The sequence below is a fragment of the Crossiella sp. S99.2 genome (genome assembly GCF_023094165.1).
Lineage (GTDB): Bacteria > Actinomycetota > Actinomycetes > Mycobacteriales > Pseudonocardiaceae > Crossiella.
The window spans coordinates 702,316-722,466 of the sequence record NZ_JALMDK010000004.1; the positions used below are offsets into that span (position 1 = coordinate 702,316).

Annotated in this window: 4 protein-coding genes; all 4 read right to left on the reverse strand. The window is 71.6% G+C overall.

Annotated features, from left to right (window positions below; genetic code table 11):
* Nucleotides 1-59: 59 nt before the first annotated feature.
* Nucleotides 60-428: a helix-turn-helix transcriptional regulator gene (locus MZC64_RS18965; RefSeq protein ID WP_247758062.1), complete on the reverse strand. Its 369-nt coding sequence runs from the start codon at nt 426-428 to the stop codon at nt 60-62.
* A gap of 270 nt (nt 429-698) precedes the next feature.
* Nucleotides 699-1,064 carry a hypothetical protein gene (locus tag MZC64_RS18970; RefSeq protein ID WP_247758063.1) on the reverse strand — a complete coding sequence of 122 codons (366 nt, stop codon included), beginning with the start codon at nt 1,062-1,064 and terminating at the stop codon, nt 699-701.
* A 184-nt stretch (nt 1,065-1,248) separates the two neighbouring features.
* Entirely contained in the window at nt 1,249-19,005 is a 17,757-nt protein-coding gene (locus MZC64_RS18975; RefSeq protein WP_247758296.1) for a hypothetical protein, read from the reverse strand.
* 41 nt (nt 19,006-19,046) lie between these two features.
* The gene (locus tag MZC64_RS18980) at nt 19,047-20,117 is read right to left on the reverse strand and encodes a hypothetical protein (RefSeq protein ID WP_247758297.1); all 1,071 of its coding nucleotides are present in this window, start codon (nt 20,115-20,117) and stop codon (nt 19,047-19,049) included.
* Nucleotides 20,118-20,151 lie beyond the last annotated feature (34 nt).

The following is a 20,151-nucleotide window of genomic DNA, read 5'->3' on the forward strand; positions in this document are numbered from 1 at the left end:
CCACAAATATCTGACCAAGCCTGACCGGCGACCGGACCCCGGCTCAATAGAACTTTGGTTCAATAGCGGTTCCGGCAGCCTTCAGCCAGGTGGCCGCAATTTGTGGACACCCCCGGAAGGGCGTCGTCGAAGGTCAGCTGGAACATCAGCGAGACCAGCCCGGCCTGCAACCGCGACTCGACCAGCAGTTTGGCCATCACCTGGGCGACGTGCGCCTTGACCGTCCGCTCGGTCACGCTGAGCCTGCCCGCGATCGCCCGGTTGGACGCGCCGCTGCCGAGGCGCAGGAAGACTTCCAGCTCACGGGCGGAGAGCAGGTCGACCCGGTCCAGCAGGACCGGCCAGGAGGTGGAGCCTGCGGGCAGTTCCAGGCCGAAGCCCGCGCTGGTGGGACGGACGGCGGTGCGGTCGGAGACGTCAACGGTCACGATGGGCCCTTCGCTTCGGCAACACACGTCGATGGTCTGAAACAAACAGACTTCAGGCGGCCCGAAACGAAACTTTGGCGTACTCATTCGGGCGCCGGGCGGAGATCCACAACATTATCGCCATCACCGACAGCCCGTGGGCACTTTGGCCGAGTTGACCCTCAGGACAGGAGAACACGGCCATCCGGCCGCCCGTTGGGGCAGCCGAAATAATAACGTGAATATTTGTGAAACCAGGGTAACGCCGCAATGACGGGAAAACTACCCTGGTCAGTTCGCCCGCGGTGTGAGTACAAACCCGGCGGCGCGGCGCACGGTCTCGGCCGGCACCGGGGCGGCGGCCGGGCCCTGGGATCGGAGGTGCGCGAGCAGCTCCGGTTCCGGGGCCAGCCCGTGCCGCTGAAGGTAGTAGGTGACGGTATCCGTCCACACCCACCGTCCGTCTGTCAAGAAGTTGACAGGCACCACCGCGGTGCGGGCCGGGTCGAGCACGTCGTCCAGCAGCGTCGGGCTGAGCAGCACCGGGGTGCCGCTGTCCAGGTAGTCGGCGATGGCCTGGCGCTCAGCCGGATCGGCCACCCGGGGGTGGTCGGCGGCAAAGCCGGGACCGGTCTCCGGGTGAACGTGGTCAAACACCCTGGCCAGAACAAATTCCGCAGCTGTGGTCACCCCACCAGCACACCCCACCCGCCCCGCGGAGACCACGCAGGACCCCTGGCAGAACCCGTCTGCAGGTCCACCCCACCCCCACCCGCCCACTTTGCCCAAGTCGTACGCGTAGTTGGCCCAACTGGTCGTCCCACTTTGGCCAACTGGGCGGTTAGCGCGGGAAGAGGTGGGGCCAGGAGGTTCGGAGGTCGGCGAGGGTTACCGCCGTGCCGGGTCGTTTGAGCCGTTGGACGACCTCGATCAGGCGGTTCAGGTCCGCGGTGGGCACCGGGGTGTCGGCGGCGCGCTGGTCGAGGTCGCGGAGGAGGTTGGCCAGGTGGTCGTGGCTGATGCCGCCGGCCAGGTCGGTGGTGCGGCGGAGGGCGGTGAGCCGGTCGACGGTGAGGGGTCCGGTGAGTTCGTCGGCGAGCAGGGCAATCCGCCAGGCGGCCAGGCCGTCCTGCCGCCGGGATTGGTTGAGCCACACCGCGTCCTGGGCGCGGTCCAGGGCCGGGCGGCGGTGGCCGACGCCGAGCTGCCCGGCGAGTCCGGCCAGGTCGGCACGGTGGACGGGAGCCGAGCCGGTGAGCGCGGACAGGGCGGTGCGGACCCGGTCGGCCCGCTGCCGGGCGGTGCGGTGGTCCGGGCCGGCGGGCGGCGGGAATTCCGGTTCGGGTTCGGCGGCCTCGACCAGCAGGTGCTCGGGCAGCTGCTCGCGATGGGTGACGTGCAGCCGGGCGCCGGGCGGCAGCAGCACCTCGTCCGGGTCACCGGCGAAGATCGAGATGTCCTTGGCGGCCCGGCCGGTCAGCTCGGCCCGGACCAGCATTCCGTTGTGGGGCACAGATTCCTCGGCCTGTTCCCGGGACCGGGTGACGCCGTGGCTGGGCACCAGCGGGCCGGTGCGCGGGCCGCCGTGCCAGACCGTGCCGCGTACCGGGGGCAGCAGGGCGAGGGCCTCGCGGACCAGTTCGGCGTGCCGGGCCGGGGCGCCGGTCGCGGCCGGATCATGGTGCCGCAGCAGGGAGTTGACGGCCTGCTGCGCCGGGCCGCGGTAGGCGCGCAGCGCGGCCACGTGCGCGGGTGAGAGCAGGCCGAGCACGTCCTCGGCGGTGAGATCGTTGCGCGCCAGCCAGGTGCGCACCGCGGGCTCCCCCGCCACGGCCTGGAAGCGGGCCAGGCTGTGCCGGGCGACAGTCGCCTCGGCCGGGTCGGCGTGCTCCAGGTACACCGCCTCGTGCGGCAGCAGGCCGTCGGTGCCGGGCAGCGCGCGCAGTTCGGCCAGACTGAGGCCCGGCAGGCTGCGGTACAGGGAGGCGGCGTTGGTGCGGTCCACTCCGGGCAGCGGGAACACCAGTCCGGACCCGGCCAGGATCTCGTAGGCGGAGTGGTCCCGGCCGGTGAGCATCCAGCCGAGCAGCGCCTGGGTGAACGCGGCCGGGTCCTGAATTCCCAGCAGCAGCGCGGCATTGGCCATCTTGGCCGCGGTGCCGGAGACCCCGGCGATGAGCCGGAAACCCTGCGCGGTGCGGTCCCGGTGCCAGGCCGAGCCGGTGTCCAGGTCCAGGGCCTGCTGACCGGAGACCCAGCTCAGCGGCAGTTCGGGGCCGGCGTGGCCGGGCGGTGGGTCGCCGAGCGGGGAGACCAGGCCGAGCAGCGGCACGACACCCGGATTGCGCACCAGGTAGTCGAGTTCGCGCTGGCTCAGTTCGATGCCCAGCTCGCGCAATCCGCGCTGGGTGCGGGTGAACCGGGCGTCCAGGCGGCGCTCCGGGCCGCCGTCGCGGCGGGCCCGCAGGCTGGTCAGGTACTCGCTGCCCGCGCTGAGCCAGTCGGGGCTGGCCGCGAGCACGTTGCCGCCGGCGAAGACGTCCAGGTCGAAGGTGCGGCCGAGGGTGCCCGAGATCGTGCGGGCGAGCCGGTGCAGCACCGGGCGCAGCGGGCCGTTGAGGTAGCCGGCCTGGGCGCGCAGCGCGGGCAGGTTGAGGCCGAGTTCCCTTGCCTGGTCCCAGTTCTCGGTGCGCACGATGCTGTTGAGCAGTGGTTGCAGGCCGAGTGGGGACCCGGCGAAGTAGGCGCCGTTGTAGAAGGCGGTCATCAGCTCGCGCAGGTTGCCGGCGCCGATCAGCTCGGTGAAGCCCTCGGCGGTGAGGTGGCCGAGCTGCCCGGCGGATCCGGGATCGCCCTTGAGGAAGGCCCGGTGCACGTCGGCGCGATCGGGGTGGGCCTGGCTGAGCACCTGGTGCAGCCGGTGCAGTCCGGCCCGCGCCGCGGCTATCGCCTGCGCCGAATGGTAGGCGTGTTGCCCGATGGCGTCCTCGAAGCGCTCCGCCCGGTCCGGGTAGCCGGGGTCGCGGTACAGCTCGCCAAAGGCCACAGCGCCCGGAATATCGGTGAGCACAGCGGAATCGGCGACCTGGTGCAGTCCGGACGGCAGTTCGCCGGGCGGCTGGTGGTGTTCGGCCAGGTACGCGCCGATCCTGGTGTGCACGATGTCGCCGTTGGGGGTGGGCCGGAACCGCACCCAGTTGCCGCCCTGCACGTAGGCCGGTCCGCTCGGGTCCGCGCCGACGGCCGGGCTCGCGATCAGCTCGCCGGTGCTGCCCGCGGGCAGGAACCAGACCGGCCCGGTGGGCGCGTAGACCTCGGCCAGCAGCGAGTCACCGGTGCTGATGTTGTGCCTATGCAGGCGTTCGGCCAGCGCGGCCGCGACCGAGTTGGCGGTGCCCAGCCCGGCGGCGCAGGAGACCAGCCGGATCGGCCGCTGCCCGTCCCAGACACCGTTGTCCCGCAACGTGATCATCAGGCGGCCGAGCCTGGACCCGGTCACCGGCATACCGTTCCAGCCGAGGTTGAGCCCGCCCTGCCCGGTGTTGTGCACGAGCAGGGTGAAGTAGGTCTGGCTGGGCGGGATGGCCAGCACGGCCGTGGTGAAGGCGTTGCTCTGCTCCGGGGTGAGGCTCGGGTCGTCCAACAGCACCCGCTGGTCGCCAAAATCGGTGGCGTGCTGGAAGATCAGGTCGTCCATGGCGTCCGGCGGGGATGCCGGGGCGAGCTGGGGCTGCTGGCCGGGATCAGGCTCGGGGTGCTGTTCCCGCCAGTGCCGGTCCAGGTCGGCGACGGTGACGTTCTCGTTGCGCGCCAACAGTTCGGCGGCGGTGTCGAGCAGGCGGCGCGGGCCGTTCACGCCTTCGTCGGTGAAGCGCAGCGCGTCCAGCGGCCACACCCGGCGGGCAAGTTCGTTGAGCCGTTTCAGGCCCTCGGCGGACTGTTCGGCGAGGACGAACCGCGGGGTGCCGAGGTCCACCAGCGCGCGCATCGCGGTCAGCCGGTCCAGACTCAGGTCCGCGGATGGGCCGTCGACCGCGGCCAGCAGGGTGGTCAGGCCCCAGAGGTGCCTGCCGTGGTCCGGGCCGGTGACGCCGAGGCGCGGGGCGAGCCCGGTCAGGTCGGTGGACTCACGCACCGGCACGCCGTGGTTGAGCCGGGTCAGCCCGTCCAGCGACCTGGCGCGGATCCGCCGCCGCCCGGATTCCGTTGTGCCGTCTGGGAAAGCCAGACTCGGTCCGTTTTCGATCGCGGTCGTCTCCAGCACCTCGCCCTTGGCGAACGCGACCGGCTCCCGCGTGCTCACCGTGATCCTGGCACCGGGCGCGAGCAGCACCTCCTGTTCGTTCGGCACGGCGGAGAACGGCGCGATGTCATGTCCGTGCGCACCGGTGGTCTCGATCTTGAACAGCACCGGGTGGGCCAGCGGGCCTGGCGGTTTGGCGGTGGCGAAGTTGACCGCGGTGACCTTGGCCCGGCTGGTGCTGGTGAACTCGCTGAAGGTGATCTCGGTGCGGCCCAGGATCGGGGAGAGCCAGCGGCCGTACCAGGTTCCGGTGTCGCCGACGGAGAAGTCGCCGCGCCAGACCTGGCCGAGGGCGGGCGGCAGCTGCCGCAGCGCGTCCATCAGCAGGTGGCAGTGCAGGGACATCTCGTTGATCAGCGGGTCCAGGTGCGCGTTCACCCGGCCCAGCACGGGCTGGATGAACTGCTCCCACTCCGGGGTGCCCAGCGCCGGGACGGCCTGGTTGAGCAGCGGCGCCACCACCGGATCGTTCTGCAGGGCCGTCGGCCAGGCGTCCGACTGGCGGGTCCGCACCATGCTGGTCAGCTGCACGGCCAGCACCTGCCGCTGTCCGATCGAGGACCGCATCAGGGCGTTCATCAGTGGGAAGCCGTTGTCGGTGTAGAGGGAGAAGGCGAGGAAGTGCGCCAGGCCCAGGCGGTCGAGCAGTTCGTCGGCGGTGATGTCGTGCCGCAGCAACCAATGCCCGGCGACCGAGTGTGGGTCCGGCGTCGGGTGTTCCCTCCGCATCTTGTTCAGCCGCCACTTGGAGTCCACGACCAGCTGGGACCGCAGCTCGACGAGGCCGCCGTTGTCGGCCAGGTTCAGGTAGAGCTGCTCGTGCGGCGGCCTGCCGAGCAGGGTCCGGCCTGCCGGGGTCAGGCCGGGCAGTTCGCGGTAGAGGATGGCGGCGTCCTCGGTGAGGGTGCGCCGGAGTGTGGGGAAGCTGCCGCTGACGGCGGCCGCGGTCAGCACCTCGTGCAGGGAGTGCTCACCGGTGGGCAGCAGCCAGCCGAGCAGCCCGTGCAGGAAGTGCTCCGGATTGTCGGTGTCCCGACCGACCAGTCGGTAGGCGTACATCGCTTTGGCCACGCTCAGCGCCGCCCCGCCGGTCAGCCGGATCCCGCGCGCCTCGGCCTGGCGGTGCCGGTCGGTGTCCCGGTCCAGTTCAACCTTGGCGGTGCGCGGCACCCAGCGCAGGGTCCCGTCGTCCAGTGCTTTGCGTTCCCGCTGGCTTGGCACAACGCCGTGCCCGTCCAGGTCGGCGCTGGTCAGGCGGCCAGGGCGCCAGGCGGATTCGGCCAGCACGGTGGTGCTCCACAGGTCCGTGGCGAAGGCCCGCACGTCCGGTTCCCAGCCCTCGGCGCGGGTGAGCAGCGGCCGGATGAGCTGGGCGATCTCCAGCGCCCGATCCTCCCGGCCCGGCCAGAACGGATCGGGCTCGGACTCGGTCTGCTGCGGGTCGGCCTCCCGGACCACCGCGAGCACGTGCTCGTAGCCCCGCTCGCGGTGTTCGGCCTGTGCCTGGAGGCAGCCCACATCCAGCCCCAGCGTCGCCGCGAGCGCCCAGTCCTGGGCGTCGATGATCGGGTCGACCACGGCGGCCAGGCTCAGCGGCCCGTCCTGGAAGGCCACGTTCAGCACGGCCGCGGCCAGCTCACGCTGGTTGCCCTCGCCGGCGATCCGGGCGAGTTGCGCCGTGCTGAGCCCGCGGTCGGGCTCGCCGAGCACGGTCGGATCCCCACCGGCGAACCGCGCGCACAGGTCCTTGGCGGAGGCCGCGGGCAGCAGGCTGACCAAGCGCTCCAAGGTGTTCCGCAGTTCGGTGGTGGCCGCCAGATCGGCGAAGAAGTGCGCGCCCAGCGCGGATTCGTAGGTCGCGACCTGGGCGAGGTAGTCCGGATGCCGGTAGAGCGGGCCTTCTTCGGCGGTGATGCCCAGCCGCACGGCTCCTTCGAGGTCGCCGACCGGGAGTTCTTCTTGCTCCGAGTCCAGTTGTGCGCCAAGGGTTTCGACCTGGTCATCGGCCAGGTGGATCCAGCTGCCGCCCGGTTCGAGCGCGGGCCTGCCGGTGGCGTCGACGCCGACCCCGGTGGCCACGATGAGGTGACCGGGGCCGTCGGGGACGAAGTAGACCGGGCCGTTGGGGGCGACGGCCTCTGCGGTGATGCCGTGCGTGCGGAGTTCGGCGAGAACCTTGGCGGCGAAGGAATCCTGGCCGCCCTGGCCGGCGCCGCAGGAGGCAAACAGGAGGGGTTTCGTGCCGTCCCAGTGGCCGTCCCGGTGGGCGCGGAGCAGGAGGTCGGCGACGGTGCGCGGGGTCAGGGGGGCGTTGTTGTGCAGAGGGTTGCCGGTGGTGTCGCCGTGGGCGAGGAAGGTGAAGTAGCGGTCGTGGGCGGGGAGGTCGGGGAGGGTGGGGTCGGTCAGGCGGATGCCGCGGTTGCCGTCGAGGAGGGCGGTGGGGATGGGGGCCGGGCGGGGGACGAGGGCGTCGAAGACCGCGGCGCCGAGTTCAGTGTCCACAGTGGACTCAATGGCAGGCGCGGGCTGATCGGCGGACTGGGTGGGCGTGCCCGGCTCGGTGCGCGGGGCGTTCGTGGGTGCGGGTGGCGGTGCCGGGGCGTTGGTGGCGATGGCGGGTGGGTCGGGGGTGATCTCCTGGTCCGGTGCGGTTTCCGACAGGTGGATCACGGTCGTCCCGGCCCAGTCCGCCGCGCGCTCGACCTCGGTGACCCGGAAGGAACTCCCCGGCGCCACCACGATCTGCTCGCCCACCGTGCGTGCGGCGTTGGCCCGCACGACAAACCGGACGTTGCCGCCGGTCCCGCCGCCGATCAGCACCCTGGGCTCGGTGACCACCCGGCCCGGCCCGTACTCGTCCAGCTCGGCCGCCGACCGCCAGGCCCTGACCTCGATCGTCGCGGGCGCGGCCGGCCTGCCTGCCAGCCGGTGGCGGGCCCGGCCCAGTTCGTCGCGGAACGCGCGGGTGTCACCGGTGGCCAGGGACACCTCGATTTCTGGGTCCTCGCCGAGCAACCGGGTCATCGAGAGCTGGTTCTCCATGAAGTCCGAGAGGTCGACCGGGCCCGGGAATCCGCTGTAGGGCGGGTGGATCCGGGTCGGGGTGGGGTCGAGCTGGCGCAGCGTCACCTCCAGCTGGCCGTGCTGCTCGCGGGCGCTGGTGACGGTGAATCGGGTGCCGGGCGGCAGCAGGACTTCGCGTTCACCGGCGAAGCGGGACACCGAGGACAGGTAGGCGCCGTTGTGCACCTGGGCGGTGATGATCACCTGGCGGGTCGGGAACAAGCGCAGTTCGCCTGCCCTGGCCCGGAAAAAGCCGCGGTCGGTGTAGACGCTGTTCTCGGTGAACAGGGCGCGGGCCTGGTCCAGGTCCATGATCAGGCAGCGGGTGGCGAGGCCGGTGAACCGGGTGGGCAGGCGGGTGACGGCGGAGGACAGCAGGCGGGTCAGCGGTTCGGCGTAGGCGGGGGCGGGGGTGCCGTTGAGGTGGTTCTCGATGATCGGGGACAGGGTGTCGGTGTAGGCGCGGATCGCGGCCAGTTCGGCTTCGCCGGTGGATGCCAGATTCGGGTGCCGGGTCAGGACTTCGGCGACCTGGGGCAGGTAGGCGGCGAGTTCCGGGTGGGTGCGGAATGCGCGTTCGTCGGCGGTGCCGGCGAGGAAGCCGGGACCCGGTTCGGTGGCGGATTCCGTTGCGGGGCGCGGGTTGTCGCCGAGCAGCCGGCGTGCGCGGTCCCAGAGCAGGTGCAGGTTGCGGGGTTCGAGCACGGCCTCGCCGGTGCGGGCGGCCGCGGTCATCAGGCCGGGTCCGGTGGCGACCCGGCCCGCGTCCGCGCGGTGCTGGAAGACGGGTGGATCGTCGCTGTCGTCCAGGTATTCGTCGTACAGGCCGAGGAAGTGGCCCAGTTCGTGGGCGAACTCGATCTCCTGGGCGTCTACCGGCCAGTGGGTTTGGTCGGCCCGGGTGCCGGCGGCGGTGACCTGGATGGTGCCGTGTGTGTCGGCGCGGTCGGTGAACTCGACCTCGACCAGCAACTGTTCGCCGCTGGGCAGGCGGTGGCCCTGGTTGAGGTAGCGGTCTGCCGCAGAGTCGACCCTGGCGCGGAGTTCGGTGGTATGGGTGCCTTCCAGGTGCAGTCGGACGGTGTGCAGTCGCACCCGCCGGGTGGCGCCGTCCGCGCCGGGAACCGCCAGGTGCCGCAGGTCGTAGCCGATCGGGCCGCGCCACGGCTGACCGCTTCGGGTGAGTCCGCCGTCCTCGGAGGTGACGCGGAGGGGCGTGGTCTGGTCACGCAGGCGCTGGATGTCCTGACGGGACAACGGATCCTGGACACGGTGGTCGGGGGTGACGGCCGGATCGGGCGAGCGCCACCACTCCCGGACGGCGTGCTCCCTGGCCCAGGAACCACCGGCCGGACGAGTCGCCGGTCCGGGCGTGCCGCCGACCATGGCCTGCAGTGCGGGATCAACGGAGACCGGGGCGGACAGCAGCAGCGCGACCGCCCAGCGCGCGGCCCGCTCCTCGGTTTCGCTGGCCTGGTTGAGGATCTCCGCGAGTCCGGGCACCGCGTGGCCCAGCCGGGTCAGGGTCCTGATCGGTGGCACCCCGTGCTCGGTGGCGGCGTCGAAGGCCGCGGTGAAGTCACCGGAGGCGGTGAACAGGGCCTCGGCCAAGGCATCCGGGTTGCCCAGCAGATCCTGGAACAGCGGGTCGGCACGCAGGGCGTCGCGCAGGGCCGGTGGCACGTCGAGCAGACCGAGTTCGACCAGCCTGCGTGGCAGTGGCGCACCGGGGTCGTAGTCCAGTCCGGCCGCGACGATCGGATCCTGTCCATTGTGGACTGAGTTGGCGAGTTCGGCCAGTAGGGTCTGGAGTCGTTGCAGGGACAGCAGATTGAGGGTGTTTTCGCGGGACGGGACGAGCGTGCCCAGGGTCAGCGCGTCGGCGGCCAGGGCGCGTACCCGGCGCTTCAGTTCGACCTCGCCCGGGGTGGCCAGGGCGGCGGCCAGCAGGTCGGGCGCGTCACCCAGGTCCGGTGATTCGGGGGTGAGGTTGCCGGGACCGGCGAGCCGGGAGAACTCGGCCACGGTGGTGAAGTCGTTGCCGGAGAACGGGTTTCGTGGCAGCTCCGGCGCCCGCAGCGGGTTGTCGCGGCGGGGTGGTGCGGCCGGGACCTCGCCGCTGGGGAAGCGTGGACTGGCGGTGAGGTGCGGGGCCTGGGCGCGCAGGGTGCGTTCCAGGTCGGTCGGGCCCTGGATCCACCGGCCCGCGTACGGGGCGGGCGCGCCGATCACGGCCTGGTGCAGGGCCAGCACGAAGTGCGTGCAGTTGTGCCGGGTCAGCTGATACTGATCCTCCACAAGGGACAGCACCGTGTCCAGGCCGCGAATCAGGTCGTTCGCGCTGACCGGGAACTCGGCGGCGAAGGTGGCCTGGTACCGCTCGCGGTCGAGTGCCCGAACCTCGCCCGGCACGGCCGCCCAGGGCAGGCCGACGTCCTCGCCCGGCACCAGGTCGAGCACGGTCGTGCCCATGAACGGGTCGCGGATCTCGGCCCAGGCGTGGCCGACGTCCTGGGCGAGCAGGTTCCGCCGCTCGGTCTTGAGCCGCAGCCGGAACACCGGCCGGTCCGGTCCCAGCGTGCGCAACTGTTCCAGCGCGCGGACCAGGGCGGTCCGCTGGAGGGTGTTGAGGAAAGCGGTGCGCACCGGGTGATCCGGACTCGCCTGGCCGGCCAGCCAGTTCTGCACCGACTGCCCGGCCGGGATGATCGGCGCCGGGCCGGGCCGGGGCGGTTCCGGGCGGACCAGGCTCAGCGTGGCGGTGTCCACGACCGCGCCGGGGTCGTGCACGGTCTGCACGTCGATGCCGGTCAGCTCGGATCCGGCGGTGGTCAGCGCGGTGCGCACGGCGGCGGTGAGCTGCTGCGCGCGCGGAGCGACCAGGGCCGTGCGGTCGCCGTGGGTCAGCACGATCCGGATCCGCGGCGCCGGCTCGGTCGGCTCGCTGAGCACCGCGCGGGCGAACCGGTCCAGCGGGGGCAGCACGGCGGCCAGCACCGCGTCCTGGCCCGGCTCGAAGCCGATCGCGTCCACGTGCGGTGGCACCCGCTCGACCTCGGCGGCCGGTCCGGCCACAGCCAGCTCCCGCAGTCTCCTGCCCAGGTCGTCCGGCCCGTTGGCCAGCCAGCCCGCCGAGGGCGCCGGCAGGCCCGAGACCTGCTCGAACAGGCCCCGCGCGAAGTCCACCGAGGTGAAGGACAGCACGCGGTGCGGGGTGTGCAGGTGCCGCAACGCGAAGTCGAAGGCCAGCATCGCGTCCTCGGCCGACACCGTCACCTGGTAGCTCGCGGTCGCGGTGTGCCCGAGGTCCTGGAACCGCACGCCCTGCCGGCTGAACCCGATCGACTCGATCCCTTGTGGCAGCTCGAATTCCACCCAGGCGTGGCCACGCGCGCCGATCAGCCTGCTCAGCCTGGGCGCTGGGCCGCCGGGGTCCACCGACAGCCGTAGCGTGATGTCCGCGCGCCGCCCCGATCCGTTGGCGAGGCTGTCCCGCACGTGCGCGAGCAGCGGTGAGCCGGACCAGAGTTCGGCGGATTCGCCCAGCAGCACCGCGGTCCGGGACAGCCAGTCCGTGACCTCCTCGCCTGCCCGCAGATCCAGGTGCGGGCGCGGCTGGCGGCCGGGTTCGACCAGCGCCATGGTCACCGTGCGCCGCCGGGCCGCCGGATCGCCGGACACCAACGGCGGCAACGCATCCCGCCCCGCCACCACCTCGATCACCGGCACCGGGCCGACCAGCGGCCGCAGGGCCAGCGCGACCGCCTGGGCCCGGTCCCGCCCGGTGTCGGCGGCCCCGAACCTGGCGTTGCCATGCCCGGTGAGCACGATCCGCGCCTGTCCCACGGCCCGCTGCGCGAACCGCGCCAGCACGGCCATGGCCTCGGCGTCCAGGGTGCGGGAGCCCTTGGCGAAGTCGATCACGTTGTCCGGCAACGCATCCGGGAAGTCCGGGATCTTGGCCGGGTTGGCCGGGTGGGCGGCGATCTCGACGAATTCCCCGCCCTTGTCCACGTTGATCGCGGCGAAGGTGGGCACCAGGTTGATGGTCTGGGTGGGCGCGAAGACCTGCCGATCGTGTCCGCGCTCCCCCAGTGCCCGGCGGAAGTCGTAGCCACCCCCACCCGGCGCGTTCAGCTGCCCGGATTCGCAGGCCAGCAACACGATCGGCGCGTCGGGCCGGTCCCGCGCGGTCTGCTGGAAGCCGGGATCGCTCAGCACCACGTCGGCCAGGGTCGCCCCGTCCACCCGGAACGTGCCCCCAGTTGTCCTGATCTTGAACCGCTCGGGGCCCGCGTGCAGATGGACGAAAATCGGCTTCCGGGCCGGATCCTCAGTGTCCCAGGGCGCCGGATGCGTTGTGGCTGGCGAGTTCACGTGCAGCGTGTTGTACTCGCGCACCGGCCTGGTCGTGGTCTTCGCGGCCCACAACCTGGCCACGGACTCGTCGCCCTTCTTGGTGGGCAAGGAAATACCGAGCGGGGACTCGTCAGCGCCCGCCATCGGATTGCGTTCCACCTCGGCGAGCCCGAACAGCCTGGGCTTGTTGAACAGGTTGCGCCCCGGGTTGCCCACCGGCGCGCTGATGTTCGGGTTGACCGGCCGGGTGACCTGGTTGTCCGGGCCGACCGTGGCCGGGTTGACGACCTCCGGACTGGGCCCGCGCTGGTCCAGCAGCCACAGGTTGGCCGGGGTCACCTGGGCGGCGTGCTGCCCCATGATGTCGTCGTCGTTGACGATCCGGCCCCGGCCCACGATCTCGGTGCTGCCGTCCAGATGCCGGACGGTCCGGCCGCGGTGGTGCTGGAAGATGCTCGGATTCTGTTGCGGCCCTTCATGATAGGTGTCGTCCAGCCCGCCGAAGTGCCCGCCGATCTCGTGCGCGAACTGCGCCGCGGAGGCATCGAGGGGGATGTTGAGCTGGTTGGCCCGGGTGCCCGGCGCGGTGACCGTGATGACACCGGTGGCCTGGGCCGGATCGTCGGTGAACTCGACGTTGACATGCAGCTGATCCCCGCGCGGCAACGCGAAACCCCGGTTCCAGAACTGATTGTTGCCGTTCTGGGCGGCCTCTTTGAAGGCGGTGAGGTCGTAGCCGCGGGGGTTGTTGAGGTGCAGCCGGAAGGTGCGGTCCTGCACGATCTGGCCGGGCCCGAAGCTCAGGCGCCGGGTTTCGTAGCCGATCGGGCTTTGCCAGGTGGTGAGGTGGAGGCGGGGTGTGCCGTTCTCGATGGTGATGACGCTGTTGTCGGTGAGGCCACCGGATTCGGCGCGGTGGCGGTGAGCCGGTACCTGGTCGCGGACGGCGTTGATCCGGGCGGCGGGGACGGGGTTGGCGTGGGTGGCCCAGGTGGCGTCGGGGTGGGTGAGGTCGCGGTCGCTGTGCCGCCAGGACTCGTCGGCGAAGATCCGCGCGCGGTCGAGGGGTCGGGTGGCGGGGGTTTCGGCGGCGTCCGAGGCCGCAGCCGGGTCCAGTGTCACCGCCGGGTGCGATGTCGTTGTGGTTAGCGGGAATCCGGGGGTCTTCGGCACCGAGCGGAACCTGGCCGCCCGCGAGTACTCCCCCAGCCAGCTCTCCTCCGTCTCCGGCGTGATGTCCAGCAAGGCCATCGCCGCCGGCGGCACGCCGACCTCCTGCCGCGCGCCGTCCCGGAACCGGCCGTCGGTCACCCGCCGCACCAGCTCCGCCAGCTCGGGCCGGGACGAGAGGAACCCGAGCGCCGCCTGCCACACCAGGTCCGGCCGCGGGTGCCTGCCCACCGCCTCCTCGACCGCGGTCAGGTGCAGGTCGCCGTCCCGGTTGTGCAGATCGCGCACCAGGGTCTGCACGACGTTCTTGGTCAACTCCAGGGTGCGGTCCCGGTGCGGCTCCGGGGCAGGCGCGGGCAGTGGTTTGAGCCAGCTCACGGCGCTGTTCATCACGATGCCGGTCAAGGCCGGGTAGTCCGCGATCCCGTTGGTGTAGCCCAGTTGTCCGGCCAGCTCGGTGAGCACGTTGGGGCCGGTGCGCCACATCACCGAGTTGCGGTTGACCCGCCCGAGGTCACTGTCGAAGAACCCCGGGGCCCAGCTCGCGATCTCCGGTGGGAACAGCTCGCGCTGCTGCTTGCCGTAGTTGGCCTCGATCGCCGCCAGGTACAGCCGCGCGAACGGGTGGTTCCGGGGCAGCACGAACGCCGAGTTGCCGGTCTTGCCGTCCGCGTCCTTGTTGACCGCGAAGGCCGCGGCCGAGGCCGCGATGTCCTCCACCTCGGTCAGGTCATTGAGAACGTTGTCGCCGTCGCTGTAGATGCCGCCGAACCGGTCCAGCACCTCCAGGCGGAGGATGTCACTGGCCGCGGCGTACCCCGGCCCGATCTGCTTGCCCGTCTCCACCCGGTAGAACTGGTGCAACCGCATTGGCGCGGCGGCGTTGAACACCTCGTCCACGTTGACCAGCCGGACGTTGCTGGCCCTGGCCCAGTCCAGCATGTCGCGCACCTCGGCGAGCGCGGCCGGGGCGTCGTCGGCACGGGCCGCCTCGAACTGGGCCCGCGGCACATCGGTCCACAGGACGGCGCGGTAGGCGTCCCCGTAGTAGGTCGCGGCCATCCCGTAGTTCCCCCGGAAGCCCGCCATATGCCCGGTGTTACGCAGCGGCCCACCCAGCCAGATCGCGTGCAGCAACGCGGGCAGCTCGGTGGGATTGGGCAGCGGCGGGACCGCACCCGGTGCCCACCGCGTCAGTTCGTCTACCGACCGTTCGGTAGGGATGACCCAGTCCGCGGCATCGCCCAGCAGGTCGCCGGTCAGCGCGGCGGGCGGCTCGTCCAAGGTCAGGTTGAGGACTTCCAGGAGTTCGATCAGCTGGCCGGTGGTGAGGGCGGTCTGATCGAGCCCGGCGAGGAAGTCCGGCGGGGGTGACGCGGTGCGCAGGTCGAACAGGTCCGGGCCGAGCAGGTCGTGCGGGGTGGGTTCGGGCCGGAGGGCGTTGCTGAGGTCGGTGATCAGGGCGGCCGCGGTCGGGTAGTCCTGGCCCGCGTCCGGGACCGGCGGTTCGGCGAGGTCGGGCACCGGCTCGGCGTCGGTGGCGGGCTCGACGATCTCAGCCTCGGCCACTGGCTCGATGACCTCGGGCTCGGCGTCGGCGACGGACTCGATGACCTCGGGCTCAAGTTCGGCGATGGGCTCGGTCTCGGTGGTGACGGCAGTGGTCGTGGGCGCGGTGGCGGGGTCGCGGTCGAGCACCGACAGCGTCACCGTCCGGCGGGCCCGGAACTCCGGACCGCTCCGGTCCTGGCTCAGCCCACGCCCCGGCCCGTCGGCCAGCACCGGCGTGATCGTCACCCGGTCCGCGATCCCCCGGTCCGCCAGCAACACCGCGAGCCGAGCGGTCACCACGTCCAGGCGTTGCTGACCGCGTTGCCTGGCCAGTGGCGCCCGCGGGTTGTTCCCCTCCCGGCCTTCAACCCGGATCTCCACCACCCGCCCGGTCCCAGCCACCCGGTCGACCAGCTCGACCAACCCGGCGATCGCTTGCGCGCCAAGCGAATCCGACTTCGTGTCGAACTCCACGGAGGTTCCCGGCAACGAACCCGGCGCCGGCCTGGTGACCACCCGATCAGCACCCGTCGACCCCGGCAACGCGTCCTGCCCCGGATCGGTGAGCCGCGCCTGCCCCACCTGATCCTGCAGGACCCGGTGGATCATCCAGGTGTGCCGGGGCAGCAGCCGCAGCTCGCCGTCGTCCCCGCCCATCAGGCTACGGTCGCCGGTGACCACCGCACCGGCGCCGTCGTCGGCCCGCCGCAGGAAAACCCGGTCCGGGTCCTGGGATTCGTCGCCCGGCCCGAGGTAGTGGATCAGCTCGTGCGCCAGGTTCACCGCGGTCGCGGTCGGCTGCCAGCTGGTCTGAGTGGTGCGCCGGCCGGGGTCGACCAGGACGTCGTGCCCGCCGAGGCCCGGGTTGGCGGTGAACTCGACCCGGACGTGCAACTGGTCGCCGTTGGGCAGGCCGTAACGCTGGTTGACCAAGGTGTCCAGGCCGGTCTGGGCGCGGACGCGGAGCTGGTCGAGCTGGTCCGGGCGGACACCGGGTCCGGGCACCAGGTTGATCGGCACGGTGAACTCGGTGACCCCGCGGCCGTCGACCTCGAACCGGCTGACGCCGTACCGGATCAGCCCGGTGTACCGCTTGTCCGCTGAGCTGAACAGGGTGGTCAGCACATCGGCGGTCTCGGTGTCCACGGCCCGGCGCGGGGTGCCGGCCCGCTGGGATTCCCAGGCTGCGGGGTCCAGCGGGTTGTCCACGGCGAACCACGGTGCGGTGGTGGCTCGGCTGTGCCGCCAGGACTCGTCCTCGGGACTGCTCGGCGGTGTGGCCAGTCGCGCGGACTCGGCGTCCAGGTCATCCTCGGCCCGCCGCCACGCATCCTGTTTGCCATCCACAAAATCCAGCCAGGCGGCCTGCAACTCGGCCTGGGTCCGCACCACCTGATCCACCGCGACGTCCAGCGATGCCCGAGCCTCGGCCGCAGCGACCTCCAACAGCCGCCGCTCCCCATGTGCTGCACGGAGGGCCGCACTCCGGAGCTTCGCCTCGACCAACTCCTGCTCCACCTGGCGGTCAGCCGTGCTCAGCCGGTCGGACAAGGCGCGCTCGGCCCGCTCGGCCTCGGCGACCTCCCCGAGGTTGGCCAGCTCGGCCAACCGGTGCACCGCGAGATCCACCTCGGCCCGCTGCTCATCGAGCCGCTGTCGCGCGGTCTCGGCGCTCCGGTCCGCTGTGCGCAGGTGGTGACCGGTCGTCCCGCCAGAGGTCCGGATCCGGGCGGCAGCCACCGCGGCGGACCAGTCCAGGGACACGTCCAGTTCCCGGAGCAGCTCCTCGGCCCGCCGGGCCTGGCCTTGGGCGCCGACTTCCGCGTCCCGCCAGGCTTTGGTGGTCCGGGACACCCGCGCCTGCCGGGCTTGCAGGGTGCGCGGCACCTTGCGGCGGGGTGGTTCGGTAGCAGCTGGGTCCATTGTGGACAGAGCGGGCTTGGTGGGGGTGCTGGAGTCGGTGAGATCGGGCGGCGAGGCGACCTCGGCGGGCACGGTCTCCGGAGCGGTGCGGCCGGGCGGCGAGGCCACCTCGGCGGGCGCGGATTCCGGGGTGACGGGGTCGAGCGGCAACGCGGCGGCGGCTGAAGCGGCGGGGTCAGTGACCCAGGCGGGGGTGGCGGTGAGGTCGCTCGTGGGGGCGAGTGGCGCGGGCGTGCTGGAGTCGGTGGGCGGGGCACTGGCGGTGGCAACCGGACTCGGGGCGTCGGCGCTGGTGGCCGGAGTGGTCGAAGGTTGGTCGGTGGGGCCGCCACCGGTCGTCACCGTGGTGGGCGAAGCGGCGGTGGTCGGGGCAGTGGCGGCCGGAGCGGCCGCGGTGGTGGTCGCGGTAGTCGGAGCGGTCGAGGTGGAGGTTGTGGTTGTGGTCGGAGCGGTGGCCGTCGTGGTGGCGGTGGTGGTCGGGCCGGTGGCAGTCGAGGCGGTCGGCGAAGCTGAGGCGGTGCGCGGCGGCGCGGGACGGGTTTGCGAGCGCTGTTCCTCGCTGTGTCCCGCCTTGTTCTCGGAGGCCGTCCGCACGGCGGTGTTCGTCGCCTTCGATTCCGGCTTGCCCTCGGCGGTCGTCTTGGCGCCCGCGGAACCCTTGTTCTCCGCGCCCGCCTTGCTGTCCGAACCGGCCTTGGTATCCGACCCAGCCTTGTTCTCCGCGGCCCCCTTCACATCCGAGGCCGTCTTCCCCTCCCCCGCGGCCCCAGCCGGCGCACCCGCCGCCGAAGCCATCGACTGCGCGGCGGCCCCAAGCCCAACCGCCCCCAACCCCTCCGCACCCCCCGTCAACGCCCCCAGCTTCTCCTTCGCCGCGTTCACCACCGAATCCAGCGCGTTCGTCCCGACGTGCTCGAGCCCGTGCCCGATCCCGCCCATCACCGTGCCGCTCAGGAATCCCATCCCGTACTCGGCCGCGCCCACCTCGTCCCCGCTGATTTGCGCCATGATCGCCATCGTCATGACCCCGGACACGCCCTCGGTCAGGAACATCGTGCTGTACATGGCCGCCTTCGCCGCCAGGTTCCCGCCCAGGTGGTTGACTGTGTTGCGGGCCAGGACATCCGGGACTTCCTGCGACAGCAGCCGCACGGCGTCCTTGCCGAGTTTGTCGGCTTGCGGAGCCAGCACGTCACGCAAGCTGTTGCGGAAGGCGGCGGTGCCGTCGAGGCCGTGCCGGGCCCAGTTGTCCACAAAGGACTTTGCGTAGTCGCGGCCGAGCTGACGCGCGGCGTCCTCGCCCAGGTCCTTGCCGAAGGCGGCGACGAAGCGGTCGCCGGTCTGCTTGGCGAAGTTCTCGATGGACTGCTTGGTGAAAGCGGTGGCGGGGTTGCCGAGTTCCTTGCCGGCGCGGTCGGACAGGGTGCGGCCCAGGTCGTTGAGCCAGTTGTCGGCGCCGGGGAGGTCGAGGTCCTTGACCGACTTCTTCAGGTCGTCGGTGGCGAGTTTGCTGTAGTCCTTGCCGAGCAGGCCGCGGAGTTTGCGGCCAAGGGCTTCGCCGAGTTCGCCGACCGTGCCGCCGATGACACCGCCGATGACACCGGAGAGCAGGGTCTGCATGGTGGCTTCGGTGTCCCAGGACTCGCGTTCCTTCTGCAGGCGTTGCACCACGGCGTCGATGATCAGGCCGCCGGAGACGCCGATGAAGACCTCCAGGGTGGCCACCCTGGTCAGCTGTTTGAAGATCGCCACCAGGTACTGGCGGGTGGCGGCGTAGTGCCAGGTGAGGTTGGCCAGCGAGGCGCCGCCGGTGACCGCGGAGAGCGCGTACTCCATGGCGATCTCGTAGGCGAGCAGGAACAGCTGGCCGATCGCGGAGTACTTGGCGTACTCCACCTGCAGCGCGATCTTGCGGCTGCCGTCGGCGATGCCCTTGGCGCCGGTGGACAACTCCTCCAGCAGGTTCGGCGAGCCGTCGGTGAGCGGCTTCATGCTGGTGCGGAACTGTTCCGAGGCGCCCATGTCGAAGTGCTGGCGGATGGACTTCTCGATGTTGGCGATCAGTTCCGGGGTGTCGGCGAACTTCTGCGCCACCTGGTCGTAGTCCTCGCCCAGCCGCCGGAACCGGTGCTGGTTGGCGGCGGGCCAGGACATGCCGAGGATTTCCAGGAGGGTTCGGGCCCACGCCGGCACATCGCCGAAGTCTCCGCCGTCGAACTTGCTGGGCACCGAACCTCCACAGTGGACCTGAGCGTGAAACTAGGCGGTGGTCACGCCTGGCACTGGGCCTTCACCATCGCCGCGGCGTGATGCGCGTAGGTCTTGCCGGAGCCGTCCCAGTCCTTGCCCCTGGTGAGCAGCTGGACCGCGAGTTTGGCCCCGTTGACCCGGAACTGGCCGACCTGCACCCACTTGCCGCGCTGGGCGACCTGGTTGACCTGGAAGTTGCCGATCGGGCTGCCCTTGCCGATCTCGAACCGGTCGAACACCCGGTAGGAGGTCGGGCTGCCGCCGACCTGGGTGGTGTTCCCGTTGGGCACGAACACAAAAACCGTGCAGTTGCCAGTGGTCACCGGGCCGGTGTTGAAGGTCCACAGCCCGTACGCGCTGCTGTCGTCCTTGTTCGGGTCGCCTGACATCGGCACCGACACGTAAGAGGTGCCGCAGCCGCCGTTGCCCTGATCAACCCAGCCCGCCTTGCCGTCACGGTAGAGGCCGACTCCGGAAAACCTGGTGCTGCCACCGCATCCCGGCCCGGCCATGCCCTCGTAGGTGGCCGCCTGCGCCTTGTGCGGCTGCTGACCCGGCGGTGCGGGCGGTGGCGGCGGTGGGTTGCCCGCGGGCGGATTGCCTGGTGCGGCAGGGGTTCCGGGGTTGGCGGACTCGCCGGACTTCTGCTCCGGTTGACCGGGCTGGCCGGTGGCGGGCGGTCCCGGCGGTGGCGGGGGCGGCTGGGCCAGGGTGGAGCCGGTGACGTTGTCGACCGTGGGGTCGGCCACGCCCGGCACAAAACCGTTGCCCGGCTGGCCAGCCTGGGCGTAGCCGGTGGGCGTGGGGCCTACACTGGGTCCGTTGTCCTCCAGCAGACCGCTGAAGCTCAACGGCAACGCGACCAGCACGGCGCCCGCGACCGCCGCGGCGACGATCACCGGTTTGGACACCTTGCCGGGCGTCGATCCGCTGACCGCGGCGCCGCCTTCGACCACCGGCGGCACTGTCCCGGCCGCCTGGGCCTTGGCGGTGACCGGCGCGGTCTCGACGGTGGTCTCCGCCGGGGCGGTGGGTGCTGGTTCCGGGGTGCTGACCGCGACGCCGGTGGCGGCCTGGCTCTCGGTGGACATGGTTGATTCCCGCTCTCTGTGCTGAAGCTGTCTG